This window comes from Pseudomonas gorinensis (genome assembly GCF_042015035.1).
In the GTDB taxonomy this organism is placed as follows: Bacteria; Pseudomonadota; Gammaproteobacteria; order Pseudomonadales; family Pseudomonadaceae; genus Aquipseudomonas; species Aquipseudomonas gorinensis.
In genome coordinates, this window is record NZ_CP167125.1 from 6,012,622 (window position 1) to 6,028,855 (window position 16,234).

The 16,234-nt window shown below is 61.4% G+C and carries 13 protein-coding genes; 8 read left to right on the forward strand and 5 right to left on the reverse strand.

The genetic code is table 11. The features are described from left to right. Positions 1 to 21 precede the first annotated feature (21 nt). Positions 22 to 363, reverse strand: a complete 342-nt coding sequence (locus tag AB7933_RS27485) for an antibiotic biosynthesis monooxygenase family protein (RefSeq protein WP_024077189.1) — start codon at positions 361 to 363, stop codon at positions 22 to 24. A 328-nt stretch (positions 364 to 691) separates the two neighbouring features. On the opposite strand from AB7933_RS27485, the gene AB7933_RS27490 reads away from it, so the two are divergent. After that, the gene (locus AB7933_RS27490) at positions 692 to 1,621 is read left to right on the forward strand and encodes an AraC family transcriptional regulator (RefSeq protein WP_024077190.1); all 930 of its coding nucleotides are present in this window, start codon (positions 692 to 694) and stop codon (positions 1,619 to 1,621) included. Between the two features lie 62 nt (positions 1,622 to 1,683). Here AB7933_RS27490 and AB7933_RS27495 read toward each other — a convergent pair whose 3' ends face one another. The 4 genes from AB7933_RS27495 to edd form a co-directional block, all read right to left on the reverse strand. Then, complete coding sequence (locus AB7933_RS27495; RefSeq protein WP_024077191.1) at positions 1,684 to 3,153, reverse strand: ATP-binding protein; 1,470 nt, start codon at positions 3,151 to 3,153, stop codon at positions 1,684 to 1,686. Continuing rightward, positions 3,143 to 3,877 carry a response regulator gene (locus AB7933_RS27500; protein WP_024077192.1) on the reverse strand — a complete coding sequence of 245 codons (735 nt, stop codon included), beginning with the start codon at positions 3,875 to 3,877 and terminating at the stop codon, positions 3,143 to 3,145. The genes AB7933_RS27495 and AB7933_RS27500 overlap by 11 nt, the downstream gene beginning before the upstream one ends. Before the next feature lie 133 nt (positions 3,878 to 4,010). Further along, a complete protein-coding gene (locus AB7933_RS27505; RefSeq protein WP_024077193.1) occupies positions 4,011 to 4,967 on the reverse strand; it encodes a glucokinase in 957 nt (318 codons plus the stop codon). Beyond that, positions 4,964 to 6,790 (reverse strand): phosphogluconate dehydratase, encoded by a 1,827-nt coding sequence (gene edd, locus AB7933_RS27510; protein ID WP_024077194.1) that lies wholly within the window; start codon positions 6,788 to 6,790, stop codon positions 4,964 to 4,966. The genes AB7933_RS27505 and edd overlap by 4 nt, the downstream gene beginning before the upstream one ends. Positions 6,791 to 7,011: 221 nt before the next feature. Here edd and gap point away from each other — a divergent pair, with 221 nt between their 5' ends. The 7 genes from gap to AB7933_RS32530 all read left to right on the forward strand — a co-directional run bounded on the left by gap (position 7,012) and on the right by AB7933_RS32530 (position 16,201). Beyond that, on the forward strand, positions 7,012 to 8,013 hold the full coding sequence (gene gap / locus AB7933_RS27515; protein ID WP_024077195.1) for a type I glyceraldehyde-3-phosphate dehydrogenase: 1,002 nt from the start codon (positions 7,012 to 7,014) through the stop codon (positions 8,011 to 8,013). Between the two features lie 350 nt (positions 8,014 to 8,363). After that, positions 8,364 to 8,882, forward strand: a complete 519-nt coding sequence (locus tag AB7933_RS27520) for an RNA polymerase sigma factor (protein WP_024077196.1) — start codon at positions 8,364 to 8,366, stop codon at positions 8,880 to 8,882. Between the two features lie 77 nt (positions 8,883 to 8,959). After that, positions 8,960 to 9,925 (forward strand): FecR family protein, encoded by a 966-nt coding sequence (locus AB7933_RS27525; protein WP_051448906.1) that lies wholly within the window; start codon positions 8,960 to 8,962, stop codon positions 9,923 to 9,925. A 116-nt stretch (positions 9,926 to 10,041) separates the two neighbouring features. After that, positions 10,042 to 12,606, forward strand: a complete 2,565-nt coding sequence (locus AB7933_RS27530) for a TonB-dependent receptor (protein ID WP_024077198.1) — start codon at positions 10,042 to 10,044, stop codon at positions 12,604 to 12,606. 133 nt (positions 12,607 to 12,739) lie between these two features. Beyond that, positions 12,740 to 13,348, forward strand: coding sequence for a biliverdin-producing heme oxygenase (locus AB7933_RS27535; RefSeq protein ID WP_024077199.1), 609 nt, complete (start codon positions 12,740 to 12,742; stop codon positions 13,346 to 13,348). A gap of 173 nt (positions 13,349 to 13,521) precedes the next feature. Further along, positions 13,522 to 13,923 carry a YbaN family protein gene (locus AB7933_RS27540; protein ID WP_024077200.1) on the forward strand — a complete coding sequence of 134 codons (402 nt, stop codon included), beginning with the start codon at positions 13,522 to 13,524 and terminating at the stop codon, positions 13,921 to 13,923. A gap of 139 nt (positions 13,924 to 14,062) precedes the next feature. After that, entirely contained in the window at positions 14,063 to 16,201 is a 2,139-nt protein-coding gene (locus AB7933_RS32530) for a methyl-accepting chemotaxis protein (protein ID WP_024077201.1), read from the forward strand. The last annotated feature ends 33 nt before the right edge of the window (positions 16,202 to 16,234 follow it).

The window sequence follows — 16,234 nt, forward strand, 5'->3', positions numbered from 1 at the left end:
AAAAGTTGGCCATTCTAACCATTAACCGGCCAGTTGCAGGTACTCACCGTAGGCGTTGGCGGCGGATGCATCGGTGAAGGTCTGGAAGTCCATGCTGCGCACCACCATGTCGTTCAACAATTCGGTGAAGAGCATCAGGGCCGGCGAACTGAAGTAAGCGCTCATTGCCTGCTCGCTGCTCCAGAAGCCGGAGACCAACCAGACATCGGGGTCGACCTGGGAATGCTGCAACGAAAATTGCAAGCAACCCTGAGCCTGGCGGCCCGGTTCGATCAAACTGCTCAAGCGTGCACCGAGTTCGGTGCTGCACCCGCTGCGGGCGCGGATAAAGGCCATATGGCTCGCGGGAATGGGGGTGGACATATTCGACTCTCCCGTTGAGAAGTGATGCTCGGCAAGCACTGTGAGGGTGTGTTGCCACAGGATCAAAGATAGCGGCGCAATGGTGAGCGCGGTTAGTCGATTCCTGCCGGCTTATTGCACAATCCTGCGAAAAGCGTAGAGAAGGACGCTCGGCCCGCCGGTTTATTCCGTGGGCAAACGCCTTGTTTCAGGGAGATGACAGCCCCTACGCTTGCCTGATTCACGAAAGGTCGCAGGATCAGGCAAGGATTGTGCAGAATCGTCGTAACACTGTTTGAAAAGCGGCCGCTAAGCTGAGCCCATCAAAAAAGCATGCAGAGGACGCCTCATGTCGTCGCCAGAACATCAGTCCATGCCCCTCGATGCCGAGACGGAAAAACAGCGCGCCGAGCTGGCGAGTATCGTGCATCGTCATACCTGGGAAGACGGCTCCTATGGCACGGCGATTACGTCACTGTTCTTGAACCGCCACAACACGCCGCGTGACTTCATGCCGGTGCTGGTGGAACCGGCGTTGTGCATCCTCGCCAACGGCAGCAAGGAAGTGCGCCTGGCCGACGAAATCTTTGCCTACGACCCGCTCAACTACCTGGTGTTCTCGGTGGCGATGCCGGTGGCCGGGCGGATCATCGATGCCACGCCGGAAGATCCGAACCTGTCGGTGCGCATCAATATCGACCCGGCGCAGCTCACGGCCTTGATCGCCGAAGCCGGCCCCATGGGCGTGCCCACGCGTCCGACATCGCGCGGGATGTATGTGGACCGCATCGACCCCCAGTTGCTCGACGCCGTGCTGCGCCTGGCGCGCCTGCTGGATACCCCGAAAGACATCGCCATGCTCGCGCCGTTGATCAACCGTGAAATCCTCTACCGCTTGCTGCGTGGGCCGCAAGGTTATCGGTTGTATGAAATTGCCGTGGCCAACAGCCAAAGCCATCGGGTCAGCCAGGCGATCAAGTGGCTCAACGGCAATTACGAACAACCGCTGCGCATTGATGACTTGGCCAAGGAAGTGAACCTGAGCGTCTCGACCTTGCACCACCGCTTCAAGGCAATCACCGCCATGAGCCCGCTGCAATACCAGAAACAGTTGCGCTTGCAGGAGGCCCGGCGCCTGATGATCGCCGAAGGGCTGGAAGCGTCGGCGGCCGGGTATCGGGTGGGGTATGAAAGCCCGTCGCAGTTCAGCCGGGAGTACAGCCGGTTGTTTGGGGCGCCGCCGCTGAGGGATTTGGCAAGACTGCGCCAGAGCGTCTGAGCCAATGAAGATCAAAATGTGGGAGGGGCTTGCTCCCTCCCACATTTGATCGGCGCTGTTTGCTAATCCAGGGTTCGGGGGAGTTGTAACGTGACTCGCAAGCCGCCTTCGCGCAAGTTCTGCAAACTCACCTCGCCGCCATGGCTATGGGCGATATTGCGCGCAATGCCCAGGCCCAAGCCGTAGCCCTGCTGCTGGCCGGCAAGGCGGAAGTGCGGTTCGAAGACTTGCTCCAGACGCTGTTCCGGTACGCCGGGACCTTCGTCATCCACGTGCAGGATAAATTCCGCGCCATCGTCCTCGATGTGCAAATGCGCGTTCTGCCCATACTTCAAGGCATTGTCGATCAGGTTGCCGATGCAGCGCTTGAGCGCCAGCGGCTTACCCGGGTAAGGCGCCAAGGCATAGCCGTCCAACGTGACGCGGCCGTTGCCGTTGGGCGCCACATACGGCTCCACCAGGCATTCGAGCACATGATTGAGGTCCACCGGTTCGATGTTTTCGTGGATGTCGGTGTCTTTCACACATTGCAGCGCGCCTTTGACCAGCAACTCCAACTCATCCAGGTCGCGGCCGAACTTGGTTTGCAGGTTCTCATCTTCAAGCAATTCAACCCGCAGGCGCAGGCGGGTAATTGGCGTGCGCAGGTCGTGGGAAATGGCGCTGAACAACTGGCTGCGTTCGGTCAGGTAACGGCTGATGCGTTCGCGCATGGCGTTGAACGCACGGCCTACCTCCACCACTTCACTGCCGCCGCCTTCGGCCACCGGCTCCACGTCGGCGCCCAGGGACATATCCCGCGCCGCCCGTGCCAGGCGCTTGAGCGGCCGGCTCTGCCAGTGCACCAGCAGGCCGATGAACAGCAGTAAAAAGCCACTGGTCAGCACGATAAACCACACCTGCTGAGACGGCAGGCCCTGTTCTTCGAGACTGGTGTAGGGCTCGGGCAACAGCGACGCAATGTACAACCATTCGCCGGGGGCGAGTTGGATCTGGGTGACCAGTACCGGTGGATTCACCGGCTCCAGGGTCAGCGCGTAATGCGCCCAGGAGCGGGGCAGTTCATCGAGCTTCAAACCGGCGTTGAAGATGCGCAGGTCTTCGGCGCTGACGAACTCCACCGAGATATGCACGTCGGCGCCCAGGGTCTGGCGCAGCACTTCGTCGACCGCTTCCAGCACCGCTTGCTTGCGCGGGGTCTGCGGCAATATCGCCATGTCCAGCGGGCGATCGTTGAGGGTGACCACAAACCGGGTGCCGCCCATGCTGCGCAACTGGTCGAGCACCAAGGGGCGGTAAGCCACCGGCAGCGAACGGAAATAACTCACGCTCGCGGTCATCGAGTGCGCCAGGCTGCGGGCGCTGGTGACCAAGCCTTCGAGCTGGGTGGCGCGCAATTGCGAAACCCAGATCACGCTGGACAGCGCCTGGGCGAACAACACCGCGAGCAAAGTCAGCAGCAGCATGCGCCCCAGCAACGAACGCGGTACCGGGAAGCGCCGGCGACGCTCGGTCAGGTGTTCAGTGGGCATTGCCGGCAACCACGCTGGCTGCCAGTTGATAACCGCTGCCACGCACAGTGCGGATCAGCCTCGGGGGTTTTTCGGTATCGCGCAGGCGTTGGCGCAGGCGGCTGACGGCCATGTCGACGATGCGGTCCAGCGGCATCAGGTCACGGCCACGGGTGGCGTTGCCGATGGTGTCGCGGTCGAGGATCTGTTGCGGGTGATCGAGAAACAACTTGAGCAAGGCAAAGTCGGCACCGGAGAGAATCACCTCTTCACCGTCCACATGAAACAGGCGGTGGCTGATCATGTCCAGGCGCCATTCATCGAACACCAGCACGTCGCCATTGCCGCTGCGCTCCTGGCCAAACTGGCAGCGGCGCAACAGGGCCTTGATGCGCGCTTGCAACTCGCGGGGGCTGAAGGGTTTGCCGATGTAGTCATCGGCGCCCAGCTCCAGGCCGATCACGCGGTCGGCTTCGTCGGAACTGGCCGTGAGCATAATGATGGGCACCTGCGCCTGGCGCGGGTGCTGGCGAATCCAGCGGCAAAGGCTGAAACCGTCTTCGTCCGGCAGCATCACATCAAGGATAACCAGGTCGCACGGCGCTTCGTTCATCGCCTGGCGGAACCCCGCGCCATCCGGCACGCCACGCACCTGGAAGCCGGCACGACTGAGGTAGGTTTGCAGCAATTCGCGGATTTCCTGGTCGTCATCGACGAGGAGAATCGATTTACTGATTACGCTCACGGGGTCCTCCTTGTTGTTATGGGGGTGTTATTGATGGCCTCATCGGGGGCAAGTCGAATCGTCGCACCACCCCTCCTACATTGGAATACGTTCCAAATGTGGGAGGGGCTTGCCCCGATGAGGCCATCAGTCCCTATGCAAACGCCTGTTCCAGTGCGACGCCAGCCCCGGTCAACCCGGAATACGGCGCGGTCACCAACCACACCGGAATACCTTTGAAGTAGTCGCTCATGCAGCCTTTGTCGCTGAAGCTTTTGGCAAAACCGCTGTGGATAAAGAAGTCGGCAAACCTCGGTATCACACCGCCCACGATGTAGACGCCACCGCGACCACCCGTGGTCAGCACGTTGTTACCCGCGACCCTGCCCAGCCAGATGCTGAACTGATCCAAGACTTCCATCGCCACCGGGTCGCCGGCCAGGCCTGCCGCCGTCACGGCTTCAGGAGTTTCCAGCACCGGGGTGTGGCCGTCCACGGCACAGATCGCCCGGTACAGACGCGGCAAACCGGCGCCACTCAAGACGCTTTCGGCGCTGACATGGCCGATCTCATTGTAAATGTGCTGCCACAGCTGGGCTTCCCGCGGGCTGCTCAGGGGCAGGTCGACATGACCGCCCTCCCCCGGCAACGCGGCCCAACGGCCGCCGCCCAAGTCCAGCAAGGTGCCGACACCCAGGCCGGTGCCCGGGCCGATCACCACCGCCGGGCGCAACGGCTCCGGCGTGCCTTCGCAGACCACGCGGAACTCGTCGGGCTTAAGGCGGGTCATGCCCAGGGCCATGGCCGAGAAATCATTCACCAGCAACAGCTCATCCACCTGCAAAGCCCGGCAAAACGCAGTCTTGCTCAAACGCCAGTGATTGTTGGTGAATTTAAATTCATCCCCGCTCACCGGACCGGCCACCGACAGGCACACCGCACCGATGTCGCCGATTTCCAGGCCTTCTTCCTGGAGATAGACCTTGATCGCGTCTTCAGGGCTCTTGTGATCCGCCGTGGCATGCACACGAATCGAATGCAGGGCCTGATCCCGCCACAACGCAAAACGGGCGTTGGTACCCCCGATATCACCGACCAGCGCAAGCTTCACTTAAGCGTCTCCAGGGCAGAGGTAAAGGCGCTGGCGCCTTGCTCTGCGGAGCTTGCGGCCAAGCGCATAAATGCAAACAGCTCGCGACCGGCCCCCACGTTATTGCCCAACAGGCCCGTGGCTGGCGCGCGCGCTGCAAATTCTTCGGCGTCCACCTTAAGCTCCAAGGTGCCTTTCACGCCATCCACACGAATGATATCGCCATCGCGCACCCGTGCCAGCGGCCCGCCGCTCTGGGCTTCGGGGTTGACATGAATCGCGGCGGGGATCTTACCCGACGCGCCCGACATACGCCCATCTGTCACCAACGCCACCTTGAAGCCACGGTCCTGCAATACGCCAAGGAACGGCGTCATCTTGTGCAGTTCCGGCATGCCGTTGGAGCGTGGCCCCTGGAAGCGCATCACCGCGACGAAGTCTTTTTCCAACTGGCCGGCCTTGAACGCATCGGCCAGGTCCTGCTGGTCCTGGAACACCACCGCCGGAGCTTCGACGATCTGGTGCTCCGGCGCCACGGCGGAGACTTTCATCACGCCACGGCCCAGGTTGCCTTCCATCACGCGCAAGCCGCCTTCCGGGGAGAACGCACGGGCCACCGGGCGCAGGATGGCTTCATCGAGGCTTTCGATCGGGCCATCGCGCCAGATCAGCTCGCCGTCGACCAGGAACGGTTCCTGGGTGTAGCGGCTCAGGCCCTTGCCGGCCACGGTATTGACGTCTTCGTGGAGCAGGCCGGCTTCCAGCAGTTCGCGGATCAGGAACGACATGCCGCCCGCCGCCTGGAAGTGGTTGATGTCGGCCTTGCCGTTTGGATACACGTGGGACAGGGTGGGCACCACCTCAGAGAGGTCGGCCATGTCTTGCCAGGTCAGGATGATCCCCGCCGACATGGCGATGGCCGGCATATGCAGGGTGTGGTTGGTGGAACCGCCCGTGGCGTTGAGGGCGACGATGGAGTTGACGATGGATTTCTCGTCGACGATCTCACCGATTGGCGTGAAGTTGCCGTTCGCCTTGGTCAAGCGCGTGACCTGATGGGCGGCTTCGCGGGTCAGCGCATCGCGCAGCGGCGTGTACGGGTTGACGAACGAGGCGCCGGGCAAGTGCAGGCCCATCACTTCCATCAACAGCTGGTTGGTGTTGGCAGTGCCGTAGAAAGTGCACGTGCCAGGGCTGTGGTAGGACTTCATCTCCGATTCCAGCAGCTCTTCGCGACTGGCCTTGCCTTCGGCGTAGCGCTGGCGCACATCGGCTTTCTGCTTGTTGGAGATGCCCGACGGCATGGGCCCGCCAGGAACGAAGATCATCGGCAGGTGGCCATAGCGCAGTGCGCCCATCATCAGGCCGGGCACGATCTTGTCGCAGATGCCCAGCATCAGCGCCGCGTCGAACATGTTGTGGGACAGCGCTACCGCCGTGGACATGGCGATCACTTCACGGCTGAGCAGGCTCAGTTCCATGCCGGGCTCGCCTTGGGTCACGCCGTCGCACATGGCCGGGGTGCCGCCGGCGAACTGGCCGACCGAGCCGACTTCGCGCAGGGCTTTCTTGATCTGTTCAGGGAAATGTTCATACGGCTGGTGCGCCGAGAGCATGTCGTTATATGACGAAACAATTGCCACGTTGGCGGCGTTCATCATGCGCAGGCTATTTTTATCTTCGGTGCCGCAACCGGCCACGCCATGGGCAAAGTTGGCGCATTGCAGCTTGCCGCGCATCGGGCCGTCGCTGGCTGCGCCGCGAATGAGCGCAAGGTATGCCTCACGGGTTGCACGACTGCGGGCGATAAGCCGTTCGGTGACCTCAAGAACGCGGGGATGCATGTGTAGAACTCCAGGCTAACGGATGTGGCGACCTGAGTGTCTATGCTGATCAAACGCCCGCAGCACATGGGATGGCAGGGAGTCGTTTAAATCATCGGACCAGTTGATTCAGGTCACTCGTTGTAGATTGAACAAAATATTGCCACTAAAAAGGCTTGTTTTCTATTTTTATGCGAATAATCTTGTAATTCTTACAACAAATCGACGACAGGCACTTTCCAATGACTCTTCGAATCGCAATCAATGGTTTTGGCCGTATCGGCCGCAATGTCCTGCGCGCACTGTATACCCAAGGCTACCGCCAGGATTTGCAGATCGTCGCCATCAATGATTTGGGCGACAGTTCGATCAATGCCCACCTGCTCAAATACGACACCGTACACGGTACTTTCGAGGCAGAGGTCGCCCACGATCAGGAAAGCCTGACCGTCAACGGTGACCGGATCGCCGTCAGTGCCATTCGCAACCCGGCCGACCTGCCATGGGCCGCGCACAAGATCGACGTGGTGTTCGAATGCACCGGCCTGTTCACCGACCGCGACAAGGCGGCCGCCCATATTACCGCTGGCGCGCGCAAGGTAATCATCTCGGCCCCGGCCAAGGGCGCGGACGCTACCGTGGTCTACGGCGTGAACCATGACATTCTGCGTCAATCCCACCAGATCATCTCCAACGCCTCCTGCACCACCAACTGCCTGGCGCCGGTGGCCCAAGTGCTGCATCGCGAGCTGGGCATCGAAAGCGGCTTGATGACCACGATTCACGCCTACACCAACGACCAGAACCTGACCGACGTCTACCATACCGACCCGTACCGGGCGCGTTCGGCCACCCAGAACATGATCCCGAGCAAGACCGGCGCCGCCGAAGCGGTTGGCCTGGTACTGCCGGAACTGGCGGGCAAACTGACCGGCATGGCCGTGCGGGTACCCGTGATCAACGTGTCGCTGGTGGACCTCACCGTACAACTGAAGAAAGAAGCCAGCGCGGAAGAAGTCAACGCGCTGCTCAAGGAAGCCAGCCAGCACTCGAAAATCCTCGGCTACAACACCCTGCCGCTGGTATCCAGTGACTTCAACCATAACCCGTTGTCGTCGATCTTCGACGCCAATCACACCAAGGTCAGCGGCAAATTGCTGAAGGTGCTGGCCTGGTACGACAACGAATGGGGCTTCTCCAACCGCATGCTGGATAACTGCCTGGCGCTGTGCAACGCCGAATAACGCCTGTGTTCAGGCGGGGCTTGTTGTGGCGAGCGGGCTTATTTTGGTGAGCAGGCTTACTGTGGCAAGCGGGCTTATGCGGCAAGCAGGCTTATTGCGGCAAGCGGGCTTGTTGTGGCGAGCGGGCTTGCCCCGCGTTGGGCTGCGTAGCAGCCCTAATAAGAACACCGCGTTTTTCCAGGCAAAACGCGGCGGCAGTTTTTGGGGCTGCTACGCAGCCCAACGCGGGGCAAGCCCGCTCGCCACAAAAGCGCGCGTCTGCCGAGTTCACCGTGTTGCAGCAAAGTGCCACTTGCCATTTGCATTGATGATAAGCATTATCATTAACTGCCAATCGGTCAGGTATCACTGTGAGCCTATCTCGCTTCAACCATGTCTTTCTCAGCCAACGGCTGATTCTGCTACGCACCTTGCAGCGGATGGTGAATAACCCCAGCACCGCCGAAGACCTGGTGCAGGAAACCTACCTGCGCGTCACCCGGGCCCTGAGCGAGCGGCCGATCGACCACCTTGAACCCTTCGTCTACCAGACCGCCCGTAACCTGGCGCTGGATCACTTGCGCTCGCGCAGGGTCCAGGCCCGCACGCTGCAGGAAGATGTGCCACTGGACATCCTGCAAAGCGTCGCTGCCCCCATCAGCACCCCCGAAGACGCCACCCAGGCCGAACAATTGCTCGAACACTTGAGTGTCAGCCTTGGCCGGTTGAGCGCGCGCCAGCAGCAGATTTTCATCCTCAGCCGCCTGCACGGTTGCAGCTACCAGGAGATTGCCGATCAGTTGAACGTGTCCTTGAGCACCGTGCAAAAGGAACTGAAATTGATCATGGCCATCTGCGTAGGTGTGGCCGAACGGCTGGATCAGCCTTAAGCTTCATCCGACAGAAATGTCGACCAAGGCTGTAGAAAAGATAAACAAAACGTGGCGAAGACCCGAGGCACACCGTGATGGACCCGAATAACCTGCGCCCCCATGAGCTGGCGGATGAGGTGTTGCAAGACCCGGCTATGGACCAGGCACTGGACTGGCTGATCGCCTTGCAGTGCCCGCGGGCCGGGCAGCAGGCCGAGTTTGAAGCGTGGCTGGCCCGCGACCCGGCGCACGTCCACGCGTTCGGGAAGGCGCAGGCTGCCTGGGGTGGCGCTCCCGTACACAGTGCCGCGGTGGCCCTGGCGGCGCCACGCAAACCCAGCGCCTGGCGTCGCCTGCAGCCGCATTGGAAACCCTTGGCCACCGCTGCCGTGTTGCTGCTGGGGTTGTTCAGTTTCAGCAACCTGCCCGTGCGCCTGCAGGCGGACCATCTCACCGTGGTAGGTGAGCGCCAGCGCCTGCAATTGGACGATGGGTCGAAAGTACTGCTGAATACCAATTCGGCGTTTTCCAGCCGCATCGAGGACCATCAGCGCATCGCCCGCCTGTACCAGGGCGAGGCGTTTTTCGAAGTGCTACCCAGCCGCGGCCTGCCCCTGGAAATCGACGCCGGCCCCGTCCGCGCCAGCGTGCGCGACACGGCCTTCGCCGTGCGCTACCTCAATGGCGAAGCCCAGGTGCAAGTGCAGCGCGGCGATGTCGACCTGAGCACTACCTTCGACGACGCCCGTGTGCGCTTGAGCGCGGGCGAAAGCATCCGTATCGGCCCCAAGGGCTTTGGGCCGCCCGCCAAACTCGATGCCAACAAAGACCTGGCCTGGGTCCAGGGCCGGCTGATTTTCGAAAACTGCCCGATGAGCGAAGTGCTTGCCGAATTGCGCCGCTATTACCCGGGCTGGATCGTCAACACCAACGACAAGCTCGCCAGCATCGCCGTCACCGGCAATTACCGCCTCGACCAACCGCTGGACGTGGTGCGTTCCCTGGCGCACATCACCTCAGCCAAGCTGTCGGAATATCCGGCGCTGGTGATCTTGAACTAAATGAGAATTATTTTTACTCGATAGCCTGCGGCAGTACGTCTCGTCTTAGCCAATGCAACTGATTCCTATTTGGAGCGGTTCGCAACTATAAGACTCGTACCTCCGGAGCGCTCTCGATGTCCTCTCGTTTCAACCGCCGGTCTTCTTCGCCCGTGCTGTCCTTGCTGACCGTCGCCATCCTGCTGGCCGGTGCGCCCGTGATGGCCGCCACGACCACCGAGCCCGTTGCCCGCAGCCACGGCAACTACCGTTTCAGCATTGAGCAGCAGCCGCTGGTCTCGGCCCTGAATGCCTTCACCAGCGTGACCGGCTGGCAAATCGGCCTGCCGGCGGAGCTGGGCCAGGGTGTATCGTCCCCTGGCGTACACGGTGCGCTGTCACCGGAAAAAGCCCTGGAGCGCTTGTTGGTGGGGACCAACCTGAGCTACCGCAAATTGGGCAATAACAACATCGTGCTGGAAAAGCGCGTGGCGGGCAGCACGTTGAATCTGCAACAGGTGACCATCAGCGCCACCCGTAATGAGCAGGACATCAACAGCGTACCGAGCACCGTCAGCGTGCATGGCCGCGAAGAGCTGGACCGCCAGAACGTCAACACCATTCGCGAACTGGCGCGCTACGAGCCCGGCGTCTCGGTGGGCGGCGCAGGCACCCGTTCCGGCAACGCGGGCTACAACATCCGTGGCATCGACGGCGACCGCATCCTCACCCAGGTGGATGGTGTCGAAGTGCCGGACAACTTCTTCAACGGCCCCTACGCCAAGACCCGTCGCAACTACGTCGACCCGGAAATCGTCAAGCGCGTGGAGATCCTGCGCGGACCGGCCTCGGCCCTGTACGGCAGCAGTGCCATCGGCGGCGCGGTGAGTTACTTCACCCTTGACCCGGATGACATCATCAAGCCCGGCCAGGACGTCGGCGCCCGTCTGAAAACCGGCTACAGCTCCGCCGACGAAAGCTGGCTGACCTCCGCCACGGTCACCGGCCGTATGCAGGACTTCGACGGCCTGTTGCACCTGAGCCAGCGCAATGGCCATGAAACCGAATCCTACGACGGCAACAACGCTACCGGCCTGGCCCGCACGGGCGCCAACCCGGAGGACGCGCGCACCACCAACGTGCTGGCCAAGTTGGGCTGGAATTATGGCGATGACAACCGCCTGGGCGTGACGTATGAGAAGTACAAGGATGATCGCGACGTCAACCTGAAGAACGCGGTGGGCGGCCCGTTCATCGGCGGCCGAGGCTTCAACCTCTACCGTGATCGTCGCGGTAACGACACCATTACCCGTGAACGTTTCGGCCTGGAAAACAGCGTTGCCCTTGAGTCGCCGATTGCCGACCGCATCAAGACCAGCCTCAACTACCAGATCGCCAAGACCGACCAGACCACCGCCGAAATCTATCAATCGGGCCGTCGCGTCTTGCGCACCCGCGACACGCTTTACGAAGAAAAACAGTGGGTTTTCGACGCGCAGTTGGACAAAGCGTTCAGCCTCGGTGAGACCGATCACCAAGTGACCTATGGCACCACCCTCAAGCAGCAAAAAGTCACCGGCTCGCGCGAAGGCAGCGCCACCTGCCTGGTCGTCGGCAGTGGTTGCACGGCCGTGGGCGCGCCCAGCCCAATGGCCAGTGACAGCGTGAATAAATCCAGCGACTTCCCGGACCCGACCATCAACACCTATTCGCTGTTTGCACAAGACCAGGTCACCTGGGGCAGGTGGACCTTCCTGCCCGCCGTGCGCTACGACTACACCCAGCTCAAGCCCAAGCTGACCCAGGCGTTCCTCAATACCGTAAACCCCACGGGGGCCGACCCCGTGAGCGACCAGGAAAAGACCTGGCACCGCGTGACGCCCAAGTTTGGCCTGACCTACGCCCTGACCGATCAATACACCTGGTTCGGCCAATATGCCGAAGGTTTCCGTACACCCTCCGCCAAGGCGCTGTACGGCCGCTTTGAAAACCTGAACCTGGGCTACACCGTCGAGCCGAACCCGGACCTCAAGCCGGAAACCAGCAAGGGTCTCGAAACCGGGATTCGCGGCAAGTTCGACGCGGGTTCCTTCGAGATCACCGCGTTCTATAACAAGTACCGCGACTTCATCGACGAAGACAACGCCGTTGTCGGCGGCACCCTCGAACAGTTCCAGGCCATCAATATCAAGCGCGCCACCATCAAGGGCGCGGAAGCCAAAGGCCGCCTGAACCTGGATGCGTTCGGTGCACCTCAGGGCCTGTACACCCAAGGTTCGGTGTCCTATGCCTACGGTCGCAACGACGATAACGGCGAACCGCTGAACAGCGTCAACCCGCTCAAAGGCGTATTCGGCCTGGGCTACGAGCAGGACAACTACGGTGGCCTGCTGAGCTGGACCCTGGTGAAAAAGCAGGATCGCGTCGACAGCAGTACCTTCCACGCACCGGACGGCGACACCAGCGGCCCCTTCAAGACCCCTGGTTTCGGTGTCGTCGACCTGACCGCCTTCTACAAAGTCACCAACGACGTGACCATCAATGGCGGCCTCTACAACCTCACCGACAAGAAGTACTGGAACTGGGATGACGTGCGCAGCTACGACAGCGTGGGTGAAGCCGCGGTGACCGGCCCTGCCAACCTCGACCGCCTGACCCAGCCCGGTCGCAACTTTGCGATCAACGTGATCTGGGATATCTGACAACACCCGACTCACCTCGTCGAAATGTCAGCGACGAGGTGAGGATTTTTTACTGTGCCGCGTCTTCTTGTTCGTCTAGTTGATAACAGCTCTCTTCAGGGCAACAGGCGCTCCCCTTCTCAAGGACTTTTTCATGACCGCTTCTCCTACCGCAGAACGCCCAAGCCTGCGCTCCCAACGCCTGAACCAGATCACCCACGCGCCACATACCCGGCTCGACGCGCTGGTGAAGGCACATGCACCGTTTGAATCCCAGGCCAACTTCGCGCGTTTCGTGGTCGCGCAGTACCTGTTCCAGTCGGAACTGGTGGCGCTGTACAACGATGCCGCGCTGATCAAGATCATCCCCGACCTGGCCGAACGCTGCCGCGCCGAAGCGGCCAAGCTGGACCTGGCCGACCTGGACACGCAAGTGCCTGCACCGGTTGCCGGCGCGGTGAACAACCCGAGCAAGGCCGAAGCCCTGGGCTGGCTGTTCGTGTCTGAAGGCTCCAAGCTGGGCGCGGCGTTCCTGATCAAGCGTGCCGTGGGCTTGGGCCTGAGCGAAACCTTCGGGGCTCGCCACCTCGGTGAGCCGGCCGGCGGTCGTGCCGAAGGCTGGAAGCGCTTCACCCGTACCCTCGACGCGCTCGAATTGAGCGCCGAAGAAGACGCCGCAGCGGAAAAAGGCGCGGTGGATGCGTTTGTGCGCTTCACCGTGCTGCTGGAACAGGCGTACGCTAGCGCCCCTGAACTGGCCTGATCCCCCAGATTGAAATGCGGTCGACATGTGGGAGGGGGCTTGCCCCCGATAGCAGTGCATCAGCCAACAAATAGGTAACTGACCCACCGCCATCGGGGGCAAGCCCCCTCCCACATGTTGATCGCATTTCAGTGCGGACTTCTTTGTAAACCTTCCCCCAGAAAAGCTTCACCATGACCGGCAAAACCCAATCCACCTCGAAAATCGCGCAGATTCTCTTCGGCCTGCTGGCCTACGTCAGCCTGGGCATCGGGCTGGTGGCGATTGTCGTGCCGGGTTTGCCCACCACCGAATTCATCCTCCTGGCCGCCTGGGCCGCGACCAAAAGCTCGCCACGCCTGAGTGCCTGGCTGGAAAACCACCGCCTGTTCGGACCGATCCTGTTCAACTGGCGCAACGGCAAGATCATCACGCGCCGGGCCAAGTTCAGCGCCACCGTCAGCATGCTGCTGTGCGCCGGGCTGATGCTGGTGATGCTGGATCACGGCTGGCCGGTCTACCTCGCAATCGCCGGGATGAGCCTGGGCAACCTGTGGATCTGGTCACGCCCCGAACGGCTCGCACAGCCCGTGTGACGCCGACTGTAGCCGTTTTCCTACCGCTTATCGCCTACCTCTCATGAATTGATTTGTTACGCCGATGTTTCAGACATAGCGCTGAATGGAATTGGCCTGAATTGCTTGCCCTCCAACACGTTCATTCGCGAGTAAGCCTATGTTCATCAGCCTCTCCATCCGCCTGAAAATCGTGCTGTTGTCCGGCCTTTGCCTGCTGGGGGTGATTGCCCTGGTCGTCAGTATCAATATCTACAACACCACCCAGAACGATCAGTTGGTCAGCGATTCAAGCTCACGAATGCTCACTGCCAGCGTGGAACAACTGCTGCAGGCCAAGGCCGGGGAGCAAGCGGTACAGTTGCAGAAGACCTTTGGCGATAGCCTGGTGGCCCTGACCGCCCTGGCCGACCAGATCAAAGACCTGCGCAACCTCGGGACCAAGCGCTCCCTTGAGGCCGGCGCCCTGCGTGAGGAACTCAACCAGAGCGTAAAAACCGCCTTCGAGCGCAACAACAAGGTGCTGGGTTTCTGGCTGTCGTTCGAACCCAACGGCCTGGATGGCAAGGACAGCGAATTCATCAATGACAAGGCCCGTGTGTCCAACGAAAAAGGCCGCTTCTCCAGCTACTGGAGCCGCGCCGGCGGCGAGGGCTTGAACACGATCATGGTCGAGGATGACCTGAACAAGACCACCCTCACCCTCAACGGTACGCCCTACAACATCTGGTACACCTGCCCACGGGACACCCGTAATACGTGCCTGCTGGACCCGTATGAAGATACGGTGGGCGGCAAACCCATGCTGATGACCACCATCGCCCAGCCACTGATCGTGGACGGTAAAATGATCGGCGTGGTCGGTGTCGACATCGCCCTCAACACCCTGCAAGCCGCCACCGATGCCGCGCAGCACGACCTGTTCAACGGTGCGGCCCACCTGGAGATTCTCTCCAGCACCGGTCTGATTGCCGCCTACAGTGGCGAGCCGGCCAAGATCGGCAAGAACCTGATCGATACCCTTGGCGCCGAAGGCAAGGAAATCGTGCAACTGCTGGCCAGCGATAACCGCATGATCCGCGAACAGGACGGGACCATTCGCGCCGTGTACCCGGTCAAGCCGATTGCCGACGCCAAAGCCTGGGGCATCGTGATCAAGCTGCCCAAAAGCGTGATGCTGGCCGATAACGTCAAGCTGCAAGCGTTGCTCGACGACGCCCAGGCCAGCGGCACGCTCAAGGCCTTGCTGGTGGCGGCGGCTGCCGGTTTGCTGGGCCTGCTGCTGGTCTGGCTGACCGCCACCGGCGTGACCCGCCCGATCAACAGTGTGGCCGCCATGCTCAAGGACATCGCCAGCGGCGACGGTGACCTGACCCAGCGTCTGGCCTACGCCAAGAAAGATGAACTGGGCGAACTGGTGAACTGGTTCAACCGCTTCCTCGACAAGCTGCAACCGACCATCGCGCAAATCAAGCAAAGCATCACCGAAGCGCGCGGCACGGCTGACCAGTTCTCGGCCATTGCACGCCAGACCAGCGAAGGCATGCAGGTGCAATTCCGCGAAATCGACCAAGTGGCCACCGCCTCCAACGAAATGAGCGCCACCGCCCATGACGTCGCCAACAGCGCCTCGAATGCCGCCAGTGCCGCACGCGGGGCGGACCAGTCGGCGCGTGAAGGCATGTCGATCATCGAGCAAAGTACCCGCGACATCACCACCCTCGCTGAAGAAGTCAGCAAAGCCGTGAGCGAAGTCGAAGCCCTGGCCGTCAACAGCGAGCAGATCGGTTCCGTACTGGAAGTGATCCGCAGCATTGCCGAACAGACCAACCTGCTGGCCTTGAACGCCGCGATTGAAGCCGCACGTGCCGGGGAAAGCGGGCGAGGGTTTGCGGTGGTAGCCGATGAAGTGCGCAACCTGGCCAAACGCACCCAGGACTCGGTCGAGGAAATCCGCCTGGTGATCGAACGCATCCAGAGCGGCACCCGAGGAGTGGTGGCGACCATGCACTCCAGCCAGCACCAGGCCCAGAGCAACGCCGGGCAGATCCATCAGGCAGTGCAGGCCCTGGGCAAGATCAGCGACGCAGTGACGGTAATCAGCGACATGAACCTGCAAATCGCCAGCGCCGCCGAGCAGCAGAGCGCGGTGGCCGAAGAGGTCAATCGCAACGTCTCGGCGATCCGCAGCGTGACCGAGACCCTGACCGAACAGGCCACCGAGTCGGCGGCGGTCAGCAGCCAACTCAACGCATTGGCCAGCCAGCAGATGAAGTTGATGGATCAGTTCAGGGTTTAAAAAACACAACAGGACCCATGTGGGAGGGGGCTT